The sequence below is a fragment of the Sphingomonas koreensis genome, assembly GCF_002797435.1.
In the GTDB taxonomy this organism is placed as follows: domain Bacteria; phylum Pseudomonadota; class Alphaproteobacteria; order Sphingomonadales; family Sphingomonadaceae; genus Sphingomonas; species Sphingomonas koreensis.
Map to the genome: position 1 here is coordinate 1,802,507 of NZ_PGEN01000001.1, position 16,787 is coordinate 1,819,293.

At 65.1% G+C, this 16,787-nt stretch carries 11 protein-coding genes; 2 read left to right on the top strand and 9 right to left on the bottom strand.

Going from position 1 to position 16,787, the window contains the following annotated elements:
* The first annotated feature begins 321 nt into the window (after nt 1-321).
* Nucleotides 322-3,018, top strand: a complete 2,697-nt coding sequence (locus BDW16_RS08375; RefSeq protein ID WP_066579806.1) for a TonB-dependent receptor plug domain-containing protein — start codon at nt 322-324, stop codon at nt 3,016-3,018.
* 456 nt (nt 3,019-3,474) lie between these two features.
* On the opposite strand, the gene BDW16_RS08380 is transcribed toward BDW16_RS08375, so the two are convergent.
* The 8 genes from BDW16_RS08380 to BDW16_RS08415 form a co-directional block, all read right to left on the bottom strand.
* A complete protein-coding gene (locus BDW16_RS08380; protein ID WP_066579808.1) occupies nt 3,475-5,454 on the bottom strand; it encodes a serine hydrolase domain-containing protein in 1,980 nt (659 codons plus the stop codon).
* A 65-nt stretch (nt 5,455-5,519) separates the two neighbouring features.
* Complete coding sequence (locus tag BDW16_RS08385) at nt 5,520-6,809, bottom strand: metal-dependent hydrolase family protein (RefSeq protein WP_066579809.1); 1,290 nt, start codon at nt 6,807-6,809, stop codon at nt 5,520-5,522.
* Nucleotides 6,810-6,843: 34 nt separating this feature from the next.
* Entirely contained in the window at nt 6,844-7,848 is a 1,005-nt protein-coding gene (locus tag BDW16_RS08390) for a dipeptide epimerase (protein ID WP_066579812.1), read from the bottom strand.
* A 22-nt stretch (nt 7,849-7,870) separates the two neighbouring features.
* Complete coding sequence (locus BDW16_RS08395; protein WP_066579815.1) at nt 7,871-9,310, bottom strand: serine hydrolase domain-containing protein; 1,440 nt, start codon at nt 9,308-9,310, stop codon at nt 7,871-7,873.
* 4 nt (nt 9,311-9,314) lie between these two features.
* Nucleotides 9,315-10,931: an N-acyl-D-amino-acid deacylase family protein gene (locus BDW16_RS08400; protein ID WP_066579851.1), complete on the bottom strand. Its 1,617-nt coding sequence runs from the start codon at nt 10,929-10,931 to the stop codon at nt 9,315-9,317.
* A 46-nt stretch (nt 10,932-10,977) separates the two neighbouring features.
* Entirely contained in the window at nt 10,978-12,072 is a 1,095-nt protein-coding gene (locus BDW16_RS08405) for an alpha/beta hydrolase (RefSeq protein ID WP_066579817.1), read from the bottom strand.
* A 31-nt stretch (nt 12,073-12,103) separates the two neighbouring features.
* Entirely contained in the window at nt 12,104-13,150 is a 1,047-nt protein-coding gene (locus BDW16_RS08410; RefSeq protein ID WP_241230565.1) for an N-acetyltransferase DgcN family protein, read from the bottom strand.
* Between the two features lie 118 nt (nt 13,151-13,268).
* A complete protein-coding gene (locus BDW16_RS08415) occupies nt 13,269-15,233 on the bottom strand; it encodes a serine hydrolase domain-containing protein (protein ID WP_066579854.1) in 1,965 nt (654 codons plus the stop codon).
* Nucleotides 15,234-15,542: 309 nt separating this feature from the next.
* Here BDW16_RS08415 and BDW16_RS08420 point away from each other — a divergent pair, with 309 nt between their 5' ends.
* Nucleotides 15,543-16,187 carry a helix-turn-helix domain-containing protein gene (locus BDW16_RS08420; protein ID WP_066579819.1) on the top strand — a complete coding sequence of 215 codons (645 nt, stop codon included), beginning with the start codon at nt 15,543-15,545 and terminating at the stop codon, nt 16,185-16,187.
* Nucleotides 16,188-16,437: 250 nt separating this feature from the next.
* Here BDW16_RS08420 and BDW16_RS08425 read toward each other — a convergent pair whose 3' ends face one another.
* Complete coding sequence (locus BDW16_RS08425) at nt 16,438-16,779, bottom strand: hypothetical protein (RefSeq protein ID WP_083954354.1); 342 nt, start codon at nt 16,777-16,779, stop codon at nt 16,438-16,440.
* Nucleotides 16,780-16,787: the final 8 nt, after the last annotated feature.

The window sequence follows — 16,787 nt, forward strand, 5'->3', positions numbered from 1 at the left end:
ATCAAGCTGAGCGGGACGCTGATGCTTCCTTCGCGAGACTGGACATTGCCGAACCGCGTCCACGCGCGCGGCGCGCAGACAACACCTGCGCGCGCCACGCGCGCGCGAAAGGCGATCGAAGCCTGCTTCTCGCCCGCTCTGGGGCATGGGCTCTCACACCAGCGCCTTCCCAGGAATTTTCTGATTTTGAAAATTTTTCTCTTTTCGCTTGAAATTCTCCATTTTGTCTGACGGTATAGAAATCGGCACGCCGCCATCTCATTCAGGACCGATCGCAAGAAAACGGCCTGGGCATGCCGCGAGGAGGAGAAGGGGAATTCTATGAAAACTGTTCATCTGGGCTGGCTCGCCAGCACTGCACTTACCATCATCGCCGTTCAGAGCCCGGCCCATGCGCAGACGGCCCCGGATGCCGCCGCGGAGAACACTCCCGCGGAGGACGACGTCGTGGTGACGGGATCGCGCATTCAGCGCTCGGGCTTCGATGCGCCCACTCCGACCACCGTGATCGGTGAAGCCGAACTGGCGCTGGGCAACCGCCCGAGCGTCGCGCAGGTCCTGAACGACGTACCACAGTTTCGCGCGACCTCGACGCCGACGACCACCGGCGGCAACACCAACAGCGGCGTCTCGACCGCGGACATGCGCGGGCTTGGCGGCGTGCGCACGCTCACCCTGCTCAACGGCCATCGATTCTCGGGTTCTGCCGACCTCAACACCGTCCCGCAAAGCCTGGTCAAGCGCATCGACGTCGTCACCGGCGGCGCCTCCGCCGCCTGGGGTTCGGGCGCGGTCGCCGGCGTGGTCAACATCATCCTCGACGACGACTTCACCGGCTGGAAACTCGGCGCGCAGGCGGGCGTGTCGTCGCGCGGCGACGGTGGGCGCTACGGCGCCGACATTGCCTGGGGCACCGACTTCGCGGGCGGACGCGGCCACTTCATGGTCGCGGGCGACTATATGAAGGAAGACGGCATCCTCACCCGCAAGGGGCGGCCCAACCTCGAGGCCGGCCTGTTCGTGCATCCGACCGAAGGCCTCAAGTTCGTCCGGGACCCCAATTCGACGCAAGTTTACAATGGCGGCTCGATCCTCAGCACCAGTGCCGCTCCCTATGGCCTGGTCTTCGGCCCGGACGGCAACATCAATCCCTTCCCGTTCGGCAGCGTCACCAGCGGCGCGACGACAGTCGGCGGCGGCGGTCAGAACACCTATGACTATGTTCCGATCAGCGCGCCCTATCAGCGCATCAACGCCTTTGCGCGCGCCAGCTACGACGTGACCGATTCGCTGAAGGTCTGGGCGCAGTTCAGCTTCCACCGGATGACCGGCAATTACGGCCTATTCCCCGAGACCGCGGCGGACGCGAGCACGCTGATCCGGCCCGACAACGCCTTCCTGACTGCTGCGAACCGCACCCGTCTGGCCGCGGCGGGCGTCACCGGGCCGTTCCTCCTCGGCCGCTTCCTCGACGATATCGGCTCGAAGCGGGAAATGCTGACGCTCCGCTACAGCCGCCGCAACCTCGAGGGCGCGATCGGCCTTGAAGGCAGCTTCGGCAATGGCTGGAAGTACAACGCCTATTACGACCACGGCGAAGTCCGGCTGGATCAGGGGATCAACAACCAGCGGATCAAGGCCCGCTTCGCCAACGGCGTCGATTCGGTACTTGTTGGCAACACGCCGACCTGCCGGATCAACGCTGACGCCTCGACCACCAATGACGATCCCAATTGCGTGCCGATCAATATCCTCGGCAATGGCAACATCTCCGACGCGGCGGCGAAATGGGCCTTTGCCGGCTCGCACCTCATCGCCACGATCAAGCTTGACGCGGCGGGCGCCAGCCTGTCCGGCCAGCCCTTCTCGACCTGGGCCGGGCCGGTCGACATCGCGCTCGGCACCGACGTCCGCTGGGAAAAGCAGGTCACCAACTATGTCGACCCACTGTCGCTGGCCAACGCGCTCAGCGTGCTCAACTCGTCGGCCACAAACGGCGGCTTCAACGTCAAGGAAGCCTTTGTCGAAGCGAATCTTCCCCTGCTCGATGCCGAAGGCGTGGCCAAGCTCGAGATCAACGGCGCTGCCCGCTACTCGGACTACAGCACCAGCGGCGGCATCTGGTCGTGGAAGACCGGGGGCACGCTGCGCCTGGTCAACGATCTGCTGCTGCGCGCTGTCTATTCGCGCGACATCCGCTCGCCCAGCATCACCGAATATTATCTGAGCCGCTCGGTGAATATCGGCGTTGTCCAGGACCCCTATCGGGGTGGCGCGGTGCAGAGCAACGTCACCGTCTATGGTGGCGGCAACAAGAATCTGACGCCGGAGATCTCGCACACGCTGACGCTCGGCGGGTCGTATTCGCCGAGTTTCATCCCGGGCTTCCGCCTGTCGGTCGACTATTACGACATCAACATCGACAACGTCATCACTGTGATCCCGACGCAGACACTGCTCACCCAGTGTTTTGCCAAGGCGCCGTCCGACCCGACCTGCGGCGGAGTCATCGTTCGCAAGGCGAACGGTGAAATCGACACGCTGACGAACCCCTATCTCAACCTCGCCAACTACAACACGCAGGGCCTCGATATCGAGGCGTCGTACCGCACGGCGCTAGGCAACGGGCAGTTGACCGTCCGCGCGCTGGCCAACCACGTCTTCCACCTGAAGGTCGATGGCGTCGAGGTATCGGGCATCGTCGGCGGCGAGACCGCCTTCTCGACGCCGAAATGGCGCGGGAGCACGACGGTGGCGTTCGACAATGCGAATTTCGGCGCCAACCTGCGCGTCCGCTATGTCGGCGGCGGCACGTACAACGCGCAGAAGATCGTCGATGGTCGCTTCGGCAGCCGCACCTATGTCGATATCGGGCTGCAGGCAAAGGTCGGTTCGTTCACGCTGTTCGGCAACGTCAACAACCTCTTCGACCGCGATCCGCCGCTCACCCAGTACATCACGCCCAATTACGACGTGATCGGCCGTTACGTATCGGGCGGAGTGAAGCTCAACTTCTGACCCTCGAGCTTCACCTGCACGCCACTGGAGGCGGCCGGGCAACCGGCCGCCTCTTTTTGTGGCGGCCCAACGGACGAAAAGGCCGCAACCTTGAAAGCCTGGTCGGACGAGGCCTCCGCCGCTGCGTTGCAGCTTCTTTCAGCCAAGCCGGGAGGCAAGACTTGGCGAGGGGATCAGCTGAGGCTCGGGGAGAGGCAAAGGGATTCCTCCCGTCCTCCCAGCACCAGGCTAGATGATACGCCTCCGACCGGCTCAGCAATCGCATCGGCCGTATGATAAGATCGATCTGGCTTGACGGGTCGATCCGCACAGCTGCGCCATCGCCAGATCGGGGTCGGCCAGTTCATGCACCAGACACAGCTTCGCCGCACCTGACGAAGGGAGCATCGTCGGGCGCGGCGGCACTGTGGCAACCGCGGCTCAGGGGCGAGCCGCGGCTTCAATCCGTCGTGAAGGTCAGTAGTTCACCGTCATCGCGATCAGGCCAAAGGTCCAGGCGATGTGAAGCGCCAGCATCATCGCCAGCAGCACCAGCACGGCCCAGATCGTGCGGAACCAACCGCGCTTTTCCTGACGGACGATGCGCAGGTTCCACAGTGCGATCAGCACGCCGCCGACGAAGATGATCAGTCCGGCTATCTGGAGGAACCACAGCCACGGATCGAAGGAGGGGATTGCCTTGAGCGTCGTCAGGCTGACCAGCCAGGCGGTGGTGAGCGCGATGACCAGCCCCGAAGCGACGCGGACGCCACGATAGGCCAGCAGCGAGCGGCGCGAGAGCGTCAGCGGCGCCTTGTAGCTGCGACGGATCAGCGCCGAGACCGGCCATTGCAGGAAGGTCAGCAGCAATACCGCGAAACCGGCATAGAAAGCCGGCTTGATCCACGCCGCCGACTTGGACACGGGGGCGCGGTCGAACACCATGAAGGGCGAAAGGCCGTCCATGCTCCAGCGCACGACCTTGCCGTCGACCACCTGCGCAGCGAGCCGCCCATGGCCGTTGGCATTGTGCCAGACGAAGGGCGCGGTCTCGACCCATTTGGTGGGCGCATTGTTGATGTCACGCAGAGCCGGAACCGCCAGTTCGCCGTTCGGGCCGACGCTGACCGTGAACTGACCGACAAGCGAGGCCAGCGCGTAGAAGTTCGACTCCGCACGGCGGCTGTTGAGCCAGTTCCCCGCCATCATCCGCGCATGTTCGGCCGACGTCTTCGCATCGACGCGCGTCGCTGGCATCTCGTTGCCAGGCAGATAGCGGTCGGCGAACTTTTCGAACAATGCCTTGCGGACGGGACCGGCTGCCCCTTCCGCCCCGGTCGCGTTGAGCGACAGGTAGAGACCGATCTTCTCGTTCATGAACAGATGGAGCGCTGTGTGGAACAGCTGGGTATCGCCCAGATGCGCGATCACCTGGCGGCCGTTGATGTTGGTTTCGAAGAAGCCGAGCTCCATCCGATTGAGCGGAGGTAACATCGTCAGCGGCGTGTCGTGCATCGTCTTCGCGGTTTCGGGCTTCATCAGCCCCGCCCCCTGATTGAGATGCGCGATCATGAACTTGGCCATGTCCGCACCGGTCGAGGACAGCGATCCGGCGGGTGCCGGGCCGACGATCTCGAACTTCGACGCCGCGTCCGACCCCTTGCGGTATCCCGCAGCCATGTGGGCCTCGAAGCCCTTGGGCAGCGGCTGGCGGAAGGTCGACTGCGCCATGCCGAGCGGGCGGAAGATGCGCTGCTCGACATAGTCGTCGAACGACATCTTCGATGTGCGCTCGACGATATAGCCCGCCAGCGCGGTGCCGTAGTTGGAATAGGCGGGCGTCGTCCCCGCGGCATAGATGCGCTTGGGCTGCACCTTCACATAGTCGCCGAGCGAGATGTTGAACTTAATGTCCTCGAAGATGGTGCGCTTGCCATGCTCCTCGAACCCGGCGGTGTGCGTCATCAGCTGGCGCATCGTCACCGGCTTGCCCAGATAAGCCGGAATCTTGAAATCGAGATAGGCGTTGACGTCCTTGTCGAGGTCGATCCGGCCCGCCTCGACCTCCTGCATCACCGCGGTCCAGGTGAACAGCTTCGACACCGATCCGGGGCGGAACAGCGTCCTGTCCGGATCGACCGGGCTACGCTTCGCGACATCGGCATAGCCGAAGCCGCGCTGGGTCAGCACCTGGCCGTCCTTGACCACGACGATGACGGCGCCCGCCAGATCGCCGCGGGCAAGGGCGTAGGGCATCAGGCCGTCGAGCCAGCCGTCGACATCTTCCTTGGTCAGCGGCCTGGCGCCCGGCGCCAGGGGGGCCGCTGCCGGGGCAGCGGCCGGAGCCAGCTGCGCCGGCTTCGGGGCGGCGGGGGCGGGCGTTTGCGCCTGCCCCGATGCGCCGACGCCCAGAAGCAGGGCGAACGGCAGCAAGGCCTTTTGCACGATCGATCGCATCTCTCACTCTCCCGGCGTGCCTCGGTGCGAGGCCGCTCATTCTTGTGTGGAACGACGAGGCCGGATCACTCCCCGGCCGGGCGGACGACGGCGCCGCCCTTCATCACGAAGTGCATCGTCTCGAGTTGCCGGACGTCCTTGAGCGGATCGCCGCGCACCGCGACGATGTCCGCCGCCTTGCCTGCCGCGATCGAGCCGATCTCGTTCTCCAGCCCGATATGCGTCGCACCCCAGACCGTCGCGGCGCGGATCGTGTCGAGCGGCGTCATCCCCGCCTTCACCATCAATGCGAACTCGCGGGCATTGTCGCCGTGCTTCGACACCGCGGAGTCGGTGCCGAAGGCGATCTTGACGCCGCCCTGATGCGCGCGCCGCAACGCATCGACCATCAGCGGGCCTACCGTGCGCGCCTTGACGCGCACCGGCTCGGGCATCCAGTCGGCGGTCGCGGCCTGCTGGGTCACCGTGTCCCCGGCAAGCAGGGTCGGGACGAGATAGCTTCCCTTCGCCTTGAACAGCCGGATCGATTCCGGATCCATGAACGTGCCGTGCTCGACCGAGTCCACGCCTGCACGCAATGCGGCGTTGACGCCATCAGTGCCATGGGCGTGCGCGGCGACCTTGCGGCCGAGCCGGTGCGCGGTCTCGACGATCGAGACCAGCTCGGCATCGCTCATCTGCTGGCCAAGGCCTGCCGCGGTGTTCGACATCACCCCGCCGGTCGAGGCGGTCTTGATGATGTCGGCGCCCCCCTGGATCGCCTGCCGAACCGCACGCGCGCAATCGTCGGCGCCCGAGCAGAGCGTAGGCGAGCGGAACAGGTCGATGATCTCCTGCCGATATCCGTGGACATCGCCATGCCCGCCATGCGCGGCGACCCCGCCGGCGGCGATGATGCGCGGACCGACGATCTTGCCGCTGGCGGTCGCGGCACGCAGCGCGTTGATCGCCTCTTGGGACGCGCCGAGATCAACGACGGTGGTGAAGCCCGCGCGCACCGTCCGCCCGGCATAGACGACGCCGTCGAACGCCTGGTCGGTGGTCGATTTGGTCACGGCGTCGAGCCGGCTGGTCGGGCTCGATTCGAAGGTCAAATGGACATGGCTGTCGATGAAGCCCGGCATGACGAACGCGTCGCGCAGATCGACCACCTTGCCCTCGCCGACATAGCCGTCGCGAATCTCGACGACCTTGCCACGCTCGACGACGATCGTCTTCTCAGTCTCGACCCGTCCACTCGCCGGGTCGGCAAGCAGGCGGCCGGCCTGGACATAGGTCCGGGCGGGCGCGTCCTGGGCGATGGCGGGCTGGATGAAAGCGGCGCCCGCCAGCGCCGCGAAAATGACCTTCTTCATGCCCCTGTTCCTTCTCCTGTTCGTTGCGGCGCGGTCATCCGCGTCCCCAGATGGCTTCGCTGCACCAGGCATCGCCATCGCGATACTCGATCGAAGGCGTGCGGTCGGCGGCAAGGAAGATCGGACCGTCGAGGTCGACGATGTCGCAGAGCTGGCCGACGATGAAGGCGGGCGCCATCGCCAGGCTCGAACTGACCATGTTGCCGACCATCACGCCCAGCCCCAGCTCGCGCGCACGGCGCGCCATGGCGAGGCCCTCGGTCAGCCCGCCGCACTTGTCGAGCTTGATGTTGACGACGTCGAACCGCCCGACGACCCCGTCGATATCGGCGAGCGTCAGCACGCTCTCGTCCGCCGCAAGCGGGATCGGGCTACTGTAGCCGTCGAGATCGGCCTCGCGCCCCCGCGCGAGTGGCTGTTCGAGCAGCTTGACGTCCGCCGCGACCAATGCCGCGATCAGCCGATCAAGCTCGCCGATCGCGAACCCCTGATTGGCATCGACCCCGATCCAGCATTCGGGCCGCGCCGCGCGCACTGCATCGACCCGTGCGATGTCGAGATCCAGGTCGCCAGTCAGCTTGAGCTTGAGCGCGCGCGCCTGCGCGAAATCGCGCGCGCCCGCCGCCATCACCTCGGGATCGTCGGCGCCAAGCGTGAAGGTGGTGCGCAGCGGGCGCGGCGCGGGCAGGTCCGCCAGCTCATGCACCGGCGTATCGCTACGCCGCGCACCCAGCTCCCACAGCGCGCAGTCGATCGCGTTGCGCGCACCGCCGGCGGGCAGCAGGTTCTGCAACCCGTCGCGGGTGATCCCCGCCTCGACCGCCGCTCGCGCATCCTCGATCGCGGCGGTCATCGCCGGCACGTCGTCACCCAGATAATAGACGCCCGCTGCCTCGCCGCGTCCGATATGGATGCCGTCCGAAACCGTGACGATCACCACCGGTGCCTCGGTGAAGACATGGCCGGAGATGCGGAACGGCTTGGCGAGCGGCAGCGATTCGATCGCCACGTCGAGCGTAAGACCGGTGGTGCTGGTCATCGAAATTTGTCCTTCATTCGGTTCAAGGCGCCGTCCTGGCGGGCGCCAGCGCCGCCGCGATCCGCGACAGATATTTGTTCCAGTCGAAGCTCTGCCCCTCGGGGGTCCAGCCGAGCCGGACGATCACCGCGTCCTGCGACGGAATCGCCGCGACGATCTGAAAGCTGTGGCCCCGCGCCATCACGGTATCTTCGGGCAGATCGGGGTAGAGCTTCCGCCCCTCGCCGCCGCTTCCGGCATGGTTCAGCCAGAGCTGCGCGCCATAGACCGGCCGTGGGGATGCCTTGGTCGGCGTCACCGCGAAATCGATCCATTCGCGGGACAGCAATTGTCTGCCCCCGACCTTGCCTTTGTTGAGATGAAGCAACCCATAGCGTGCCCAGTCGCGCGCGGTGGCATAGGCATAGGAACTGCCGATCTGCACCCCGGCCTCGTCGGGTTCGATCAGCGCGCTGGTCATGCCGGTCGGCTCGAACAACCGCTTCTGCGCGAAGCGCGTCATGCCTTCCAGCGTCCCGCCGGTCGCGTTAAACACAATGCGCGACAGGATGTTGGTCGTCCCCGACGAATAGCTCCAGCTGGTGCCGGGCGCGTCCTTCAGCGGCTTGCTCGCCGCCATCGCGCCCATGTCGCCGGCCTCGAACAACATCTTGATCGAGTCATTGCCGGGCACATAGCTTTCGCTGAAGGCCAGCCCGCTCGACATCGTCAGCAACTGGCGCAGCGTGATCTTTCCGCGCGGATCGCCCTCGCCCTTCCATTCGGGAACCGGCGCGGGTTCGTCCAGCTTCAGCACGCCGTCGTCGACGAGCAGGCCGACCAGCGTTCCCATGATGCTCTTGCTCGCGGACCAGCCGAGCATCTCGGTGTTGCGGTCGAAGCCCGGTGCATAGCGTTCCGCGACGATCGCCCCGCCCTGCACCACGACGATCGCGCGCGTGTCAGGATAGCCGTCCTTGTTCTGCTCATCGAACGCGGCACGCACCGCCTTGTCGAGTGCGGGGCGATCCAGCTTCGCTTCGGCCGCCGCCTGAATCCGGGTCACAGGAGTGTCGCCGATCGGCCATGGCCTGGCGGCATTCCGGCGTATCGGCTTGAGGCGCGCCGCCTGCGCGTCGAGCGCGGCGGTCGAAACATCGCCGGTCAGCAAGGTGCAGCCCGCGACCGGGCGATAGAGGGCGGTCCGCGCCGCCGCGCCTGGCGCCGACGCCGTGACCGTCCGCGCCTTGCGGTCGACCGCGAGCGTCACCGCCTTCATGAAGGGTGCGAAGGGGTGGATATCCTGATTCAGCACATCGGCCTCGGCGCGTTCCGCGACGAAGATGCCGGCGCACGCGATCTGCGCCGAAACGGCGATGCCGAGATTTTCGGGGGTCGAAATCGCCGGCGCGTCGGCGAGGGCTGGCGTCGCGAGCGAAAGCGCAAGTCCGCAAAGGCAGAGACGGGAAAGATTCCGCGCCATGGCCTTAGACCCCACAGCCATGGCGAAGCACCTTGCCGGCCTTGGCGCCGCTATGCTTGCCGTCGGCGAAGGTGACGACGCCGTTGACGATCACCGTCTCGATTCCTGTCGGCGAGGCGGTCGGCTTGTCCCAGTTCGCCACGTCGTCGAGCGTATCGAGATCGAACACGACGATATCGGCGCGCATCCCGTCGCGGATCAGCCCGCGATCGGTCAGCCCCATGCGCTGCGCCGGCCAGCCGGTCATCTTGCGCACCGCATCCTCCAGCGTCAGGACCGGACGACGCTTCACATATTCGGCTATGATACGAGGGAAGGTGCCATAGGCGCGCGGATGCGGCAGGCCGAGGTCATCCATCTCGCCGAACTTCTCCGACGCCGCCGCATCGCTGCCGATGCTGACCCAGGGCTGTTTGAGTGCGGCCTCGATATCCTGCTCGTTCATCATGAAATAGAGCGCGACCGAACGGTTGGGCAGGCCCTCAAGCAGGATGTCCCATGCGACGTCGGCAGGATCGCGTTTCAGCGTGGCGCCGATCTCGGCCAGGCTCTTGCCGTGGTACGGTCGGTATTTGTCGCTGAAACTGTTGGCGAGACGGACATTCTGGAACCCGCCCGACGCATGGACGAGGTTCGACCAGCCGGGCATCGATCCTGCGGCGACCTCCTTCTTCATCCGCTCGCGCAATTTTGGGTCGCGCAGCCGTTCGATCCCCTTCTGCACACCGTCGGCCCAAACCCAGCTCGGCGCGATGATCTCAAGGCCAGTCCCGCCGGCGGTGTAGGGATAGAGGTCCGCCGCGACATCCACCCCGCGCGCCCGTGCCGCGTTGATCGCGGCCAGCGCCTGCGGCATCAGCTTGCCCCAGCCCGGCGCATAGGCGCCTTTAAGGTGGAAGATTTCGACCTTCACCCCGCCCTTCTCGCCGATCTCGATCGCTTCCTCGACCGCCTTGACCAGCCCTTCGCTCTCGTCGCGCATGTGGGTGGCGTAGAAGCCGTCGCATTGCGCCGCGACCTTCGCCAGCGTGACGAGGTCCGATGTCGTCTGGAAGCTGCTCGGCGGGTAGATCAGCGCGCTGGTGATGCCGAACGCGCCATTCTGCATCGCGAGTTTCACCTCGCGCCCCATCTCCTCGAGCTGCGCGGCGGTCGGCGATCCGGCGCCGTCGCCCATCACCTTTATCCGCGCCTGCGTCGCCGAATAGTAAGTGCCGAAGTTGATCGAGATGCCCTGCTGCTCGAGCTTGCCGAAGTAGGCCGGAATCTCGGCGGCCGGCACCGGGGTGCCACCCTCGCCCGCAATCACCGTGGTCACGCCCATGCGCAGCTTGTTCTCGGCCGCGCCGTTCTTGAGCAGGACACTGCCCGACTGGTCCATCATGTCGATGAAGCCGGGCGAGACATAGCGGTCGCGCGCGTTGATCTCCTTCGCGCCTCGGCCCGAAACCTGACCGATGCGGACCACGCGACCGTCCTTCACCGCGACATCGGCGCGGACCCAGGGGCTGCCCGCGCCGTCGAGCACGCGGCCGCCCCGAATCACGATGTCATATTCGGGCGCGGGCGCGTTCGCGACCAGCAGCAACGACAGGGCGCCGAACAGGATCTTACGCTTCATCATTCCATCTCCCTGCCGCCGGCCGATAATCCGACGACTCCTGTTGTCATTTCCTGGCGGCGAGCTGCGCATCGGCGCGCACCGTATCGACGACTTCGCGCACGGCAGCGATCACGACTTCGGGGCGATCGACCTGGATATAGTGTGTCGCGTCGGGCACGATCTGCTGGCGTCCGCGGGTCGAGAAGGCCGCCTGTTCGGTATGGAGATTCTTCCACTCCTGCTTGAAGCGTTCGCCTTGCTCCGCCTTCAACCCCAGCCCTTCCAGCTGTTCGGGCTTCATCGGCGCCATCGCTGTCAGCACGATCAGCGGCCGGTTCCCGAAACTATGGACAGCGCGCGCATCGGCCATGGTCTGGTCGAACCCGTCGAGTTCGGACGCCGACCCCCGGATCGAGGTGCTGCCATAGGCGGCGGCCTTCGCGAGCCCGTCGCCAAGCTTCTTGGTTTCCGCTGCGGTCCGAAGCTTCGGGCCTTCGCTTCGGGTAATGAGAAAACGCACGAGTCCGGTCCAGGCGAGGGCCTTTGCGCCGTGCATGATCGTCGATGCGCGATTGGGGTGAGCGTTGATGCCCGACACCTTTCCGAGCCGCGCGACCTGGTCGGGGTGCGACGGATCGACCATCACCAACCCCGCGACTTGATCGCCATATTTGCCGACATAGGTCCGCGTGTAGGGGCCACCGATCGAGTGGCCGACGAGCATCAGCGGGTCATCGACCCCCGCCCGCTTCAGCAGCGTGTGGAGATCGTCGGCGACGGCGGAGGCGCGCTGAGGGGCATCCTTGGGGGCGCTCCACATGATGCCCGCTCGATCATAGGCGCAGGTGCGCGTGAAGCGCGCGATCTGGTCATGCACCAGCGTCCAGTCGGTCGTCCCGCCCGTTCCCAGCCCGGACTCGAGGATGACCGTCGGCGAGCCCGTGCCACGGCAATCGATATGCATTTTCCGCCCGCCGACATCGACCAGCTTGCCGGGCGGCGGATAGTTCGCCTGCGCATTGCGGCGGCCCAGCGCCTCATAGATCGTCCCGATGATCACGATGATCATGAGGAGGGCCAGCAGGCCGAGCAGGATGCGCTTCAGCCATCGCAGGGCCCGCCTCCATCCGCCCGGCTTCTTGATCGCAGCGTCGGACATCAGACGTTCCTTTCGATGGCTGAGCCGGCGCTCATGCTAGGCAGGCGTTCACGAGACGGTCGAACATTTCGCCCCCGCGAATGGGATCGGCGACCGGCATGCCCAGCCGCGCGCTTTCCATTCTCATGAGATCGGTCGCAGCCTGCGCATCCATATGTGCGGTGTTGAACGACACGCCCGCGCAGCGGATCGCGGGATTGGTGCGCGCGCCCAGACGCAGGTTGAGGTCGATGGTCTCCTCGATGCTCGGCAATGCGTAGCCGGGCAGCCCCATCACCTCGGTGCGACCGGGCTCATGGCAGACCACGATCGTGTCGGGCTGGCTGCCATGGAGCAGACCCAGCGACACCGCCGCATAGGCGGGGTGGAACAGCGAGCCCTGCCCTTCGATCACGTCCCAGTGATCCGCGGCGGCATCGGGGCTCACCGCCTCGGCAGCGCCCGCCTCGAAATCGGAGACCACGGCGTCCATCGGTATGCCGCCGCCGGCGATCATGATGCCGGTCTGTCCGGTCGCGCGGAAATCGGCATCCACCCCGCGGGCGGCAAAGGCCCGCGCGATCGCCAGCGCGGTATATTTCTTTCCCAGCGCGCAGTCGGTTCCGACGGTGAGCAGGCGCTTGCCCGTCCGCTTGCGGCCGGACCCGACCGGCAGACCGGCGGGCGGGTGGCGCACGTCGATCAGCTGCCGGCCAAGACGCTGTGCCCGTTCGGCTAGTCCAGGGATATCGGCGAGCCGCATATGCATACCGCTGACGATATCGAGCCCGGCGTCGAGTGCCTCGACCAGCGCCGGGATCCAGCTCGCGGCGATGACGCCGCCGCTGTTGGCGACCCCGATCAGCAGCGATTGCGCGCCCCGCGCATGGGCCTGTGCCGGGGTCAACTGCTCCAGGCCCGCGCTGACCGTCGCCCCGGGCAACGCATATTCGCCGACGCACTTCTCGGGCGCCCAGTCGCGCAGCCCGAACGCGGTCTTGGCATAGCCGCGCTCGGTCGTATCGCCGAGGAACAGCAGATAGGGCTGCGGCAGGATCAATGACCCGGTACTCGCATCGAGAGAGGTTTGGATGTTCACGTACTCACCCTGCTAAGTCAGAAGCCGGACATTCGAGGCGATTGAACTCCGCACGCCTGCGACATCCTGATTGGACAATAATTCTCCATTTAGAAAACACAACATAATTCGTCGTGCTTCAGAATGCGGTGCCCCAGCCGATAAGATGGAAGACGGTGGCGAACCACAGCAGCACGACCGAGCCAATCACCAGCACCACGCTCCAGATGCGGCGGAACTTGCCCGGCACACCTTTCCAGACTAGCCACAGGTTCCAGACCGCAACGCTAAGCAGCGCAATCAGGACGAGCGGCGTCGCGATCCGCAACGCGATCAATATCCCGTCGAGTTCACCATTCATCGAAGAGAAGTCAGACAACAGTGCCGAGGCGAACACCGGCCAGGCGACCATCACTGCCACCGCAAGTCCGGCAAGCGCGCAGGTCAGGCGATAGGCCCGCCATTCCGCGACGCTGCGCGCCGGACGGGCACCATAATATCGCCGGACGAGCGCGGTGATCGGCCAGAACAGCGCGGTCAGCGCGAGCGCGGCAAGGCTCGCCAACAGCGCCGGAGCCAGCCAGGCGCTGGAGCTGTACCACGGAACGGGTTCGAACAGCATGAAGGGCGACGACGAATCGATCCCGAAGCGAACGACACGGCCATTTTCCACTTTCGCCGCCAGGCGCATCCTGCCACCCACCTCACGCCAGACGAAGGGAGCGATCTCGACCCATTTTCGGGGCGCTCCCCCGACAGTCTGCGCCGCATCGAAGACCAGGCCGCCGTTGGCATCGAGCGTCACCTTGAACTGCCCGGCAATTTCGGCCGCCTTCAGAAAGCTCGTCTCCAGCCTGCGGGTCTTGTTGTAGGTTCCGACCATCATCCGCGCATGCTCGCGTGCCGTCGCGGCATCGACGCGGCCGTCACGCTGGGCAGCGGGGAAGTAACGATCGGCGAAGCCCTCGAACAACTGGCTGCGAATCGCGCCCGACACCTTGTTCGAGCCCGCAGCGTTCATCGACATATAGAGGCCGACCTTCTCGGCCGGGAACAGCCATAGCTGACTGTGGAACTCGATCGAATCGCCGCCGTGCGAGATCACCTTCCGGCCGTTGATATTCTGCTCGTAGAAGCCCAGCGCCATGCCGTTGAGAGGCGGAATCGCCCGGGTGATGCTGTCGTGCATGAGGCGCGCGGTCTCGGGCTTGAGCAACGGCCCGCCATTGTCGAGATGCGCGATCATGAAGCGCCCGAGATCGGCGCCCGACGCGGCCATGCCGCCGGCCGGGGCGAAGCTGTTGAGTTCCGGCCGCCCCGGCTTGCCCGAGCCAAGCGCATAGCCCTTTGCGAGCAGTGGTTCGAGCCGGGCAGGCAGCTTCGCGCGCAGGGTCGAGTGCGTCATGCCGGCCGGTGCGAAAATCCGCTGCTCGACGTAGTTGTCGAAAGGCATGCCCGAAACCCGCTCGACAATGTAACCGGCGAGCGCGGTGCCATAGTTCGAATAGGCGGGCGTACTGCCAGGCGCGTAGATCCGCGCCGGAACCTGGCGCTTCATCGCCACGGCAAGGGTCGGAATATCCTTGATGTCGTAGCTGTTGAGGCCGCGTTGCACCTCATCGAAACCCGCAGTGTGGGTCATCAGATTGCGCATCGTGACGGGCTTGCCGGCATAGGGCGGAATCTTGAAATCGAGATAGGCGTTGATGTCCGTGTCGAGGTCGATCTTACCCGCCTCGACCATCTGCATCACGGCAGTCCAGGTGATCGTCTTCGACACCGACGCCTGCTTGAACAGCGTGGTTTCGGGATCGACCGACCGCCGGTTCGCGACATCAGCAAAGCCGAAGCCTCTCTGGGTGAGAACCGCCCCGTCCTTGACCACGACGACAACCGCTCCCGCGGCATTTCCGCGTTCGAGCGCATAGGGCATGTAGCCGTCCAGCCAGATATCGACGTCGGCCTTGGTGATCTCCCGGGCCGGGACGCTCGCAGCCACAGCTTCAGCGGTTGCAGTGGTGGGAGCCGGGTTCGACGCCGCAGCGCCTGCCAGCATCGCCAAGGCGAATGCGCCCGCCATCTTGATCGATCTGCCAAACCGCATCTTGCTCTCCGATGCCGCCTCTCCCAACGCAGAGAGCACGACGATTTCCCAAATGAAATTTTTTTCATTTTGAGACACTCCATCTAGCACCGCTTTGTCAATGGCCGATTTAGGCGCTTGCGATCTGCGCCGGAGGAGGGCCGGCCGGCCGCCGCCTCTCGTGCCCCGCTCAGCCGGAACCGAAGGGGCGCTTGCATTGCGCTCATCGTTTGGACCGTTATAGTTGCAGGCGAGTTCTATTCTTGATTGCGACAAGATGATCCTGCACCGAAACGAGCTTGACCAACATTCACCAGAACGCGGCGTCGCATGAAGGACGGCCAGCCTACCCTCGGAAAGTTGCTGCGTGGCCTGCGCGATCGTAATCGCTGGACTCTAAAGGAAATGAGCGAGCAAACGGGAATTCCCGTCTCGACGCTTTCCAAGATCGAGCACGACCGCCTCACGCTCTCTTACGACAAGCTCCTGCAGCTCAGCCGGCGGCTGAATATTCGCATGTCGGAACTGTTCGCCGAGAATGACGGCAGCGAAACGCAGGTTACCGCACGGCGCAGCGTCGGCGATCTCAGCCGTGCCGTTCGGGTCAAGACGCCCAACTACGACTATTTCTATCTGTGCACGGAGTTGCGGCGGAAGCGGATGCTTCCGATCATGACGCGCATTCGTGCCAAGACCCCCGAGGAATTCGGCGAGCTCGTTCGGCATCCCGGCGAGGAATTCGTCTTCGTCGTGTCAGGCCGGATCGTTGTGCATACCGAATTCTACGACCCCGTCGCTCTCGAAGAGGGGCAATCGATCTACATCGATTCGAATATGGGCCACGCCTACATCACGGGCGAAGGGTGCGACGAGGCGGTCGTGCTCGGCGTATGTTCCAGCGCGGAAAGTGATCTCATGGGCTCGCTCATGAACCTCCATGGCGAGGACGCTGAAAGAGCGCCCGCCGGCGAGTGAAGGATGTGCCAACCGCCACATCGCCAGGATTGACGCGGATTGGAGGGACGTTCGTCCGATCCGGTGAAGGCCGCAACCGCTGAACCGAACGTCAATCGAAAGTGGACGGACTCGATCCGGCGCCGGCAAAGAATCGTCTTCTTGTTCCGGTACGTGCAGCGCGAGCGCAAAGGGGTCGTTGCCACCTGCTGCTTTGGCTTCACCGTGAGGCGAACCGGGCCATCCCGGGCGGCCGGTTCGAACGGGCCCTTCAGCCCGACATGGGCTGCAACATGCGATGCGAGGCATGGCTGAGGGCATCCAGCACACGGTCGATCACGCCGGCGTTGCTTACCGCCTTGGGAAGCTCGCGACGCGCGAACTGTTGCAAACGGTCCACGTCGCGCTGCGGCACTGCGAGCCTGACCGACATCCTTGTGATGTCTTCAACCCTTCTTCCCTGCACGGTTTTTCCCGACGCGAGAAAATGATCGAGCAGACGCTTGCGGTCGGCGAAGGTCCAGCCCAACGCGTCGAGCTCAACTGGGGTCAGTGAAAGAAGGGCCAGCGCGAACTCCATGACGTCGTCGAATGGGAGCACGATATGCACCATTCTGCCGC

Bases quoted from the DNA above. Each gene is read 5' to 3' on its own strand.
- BDW16_RS08415 (WP_066579854.1), bottom strand. From the start codon at position 15,233: ATGCGGTTTGGCAGATCGATCAAGATGGCGGGCGCATTCGCCTTGGCG.
- BDW16_RS08420 (WP_066579819.1), top strand. From the start codon at position 15,543: ATGAAGGACGGCCAGCCTACCCTCGGAAAGTTGCTGCGTGGCCTGCGC.
- BDW16_RS08400 (WP_066579851.1), bottom strand. From the start codon at position 10,931: ATGAAGCGTAAGATCCTGTTCGGCGCCCTGTCGTTGCTGCTGGTCGCG.
- BDW16_RS08405 (WP_066579817.1), bottom strand. From the start codon at position 12,072: ATGTCCGACGCTGCGATCAAGAAGCCGGGCGGATGGAGGCGGGCCCTG.
- BDW16_RS08395 (WP_066579815.1), bottom strand. From the start codon at position 9,310: ATGGCGCGGAATCTTTCCCGTCTCTGCCTTTGCGGACTTGCGCTTTCG.
- BDW16_RS08425 (WP_083954354.1), bottom strand. From the start codon at position 16,779: ATGGTGCATATCGTGCTCCCATTCGACGACGTCATGGAGTTCGCGCTG.
- BDW16_RS08380 (WP_066579808.1), bottom strand. From the start codon at position 5,454: ATGCGATCGATCGTGCAAAAGGCCTTGCTGCCGTTCGCCCTGCTTCTG.
- BDW16_RS08375 (WP_066579806.1), top strand. From the start codon at position 322: ATGAAAACTGTTCATCTGGGCTGGCTCGCCAGCACTGCACTTACCATC.
- BDW16_RS08385 (WP_066579809.1), bottom strand. From the start codon at position 6,809: ATGAAGAAGGTCATTTTCGCGGCGCTGGCGGGCGCCGCTTTCATCCAG.
- BDW16_RS08390 (WP_066579812.1), bottom strand. From the start codon at position 7,848: ATGACCAGCACCACCGGTCTTACGCTCGACGTGGCGATCGAATCGCTG.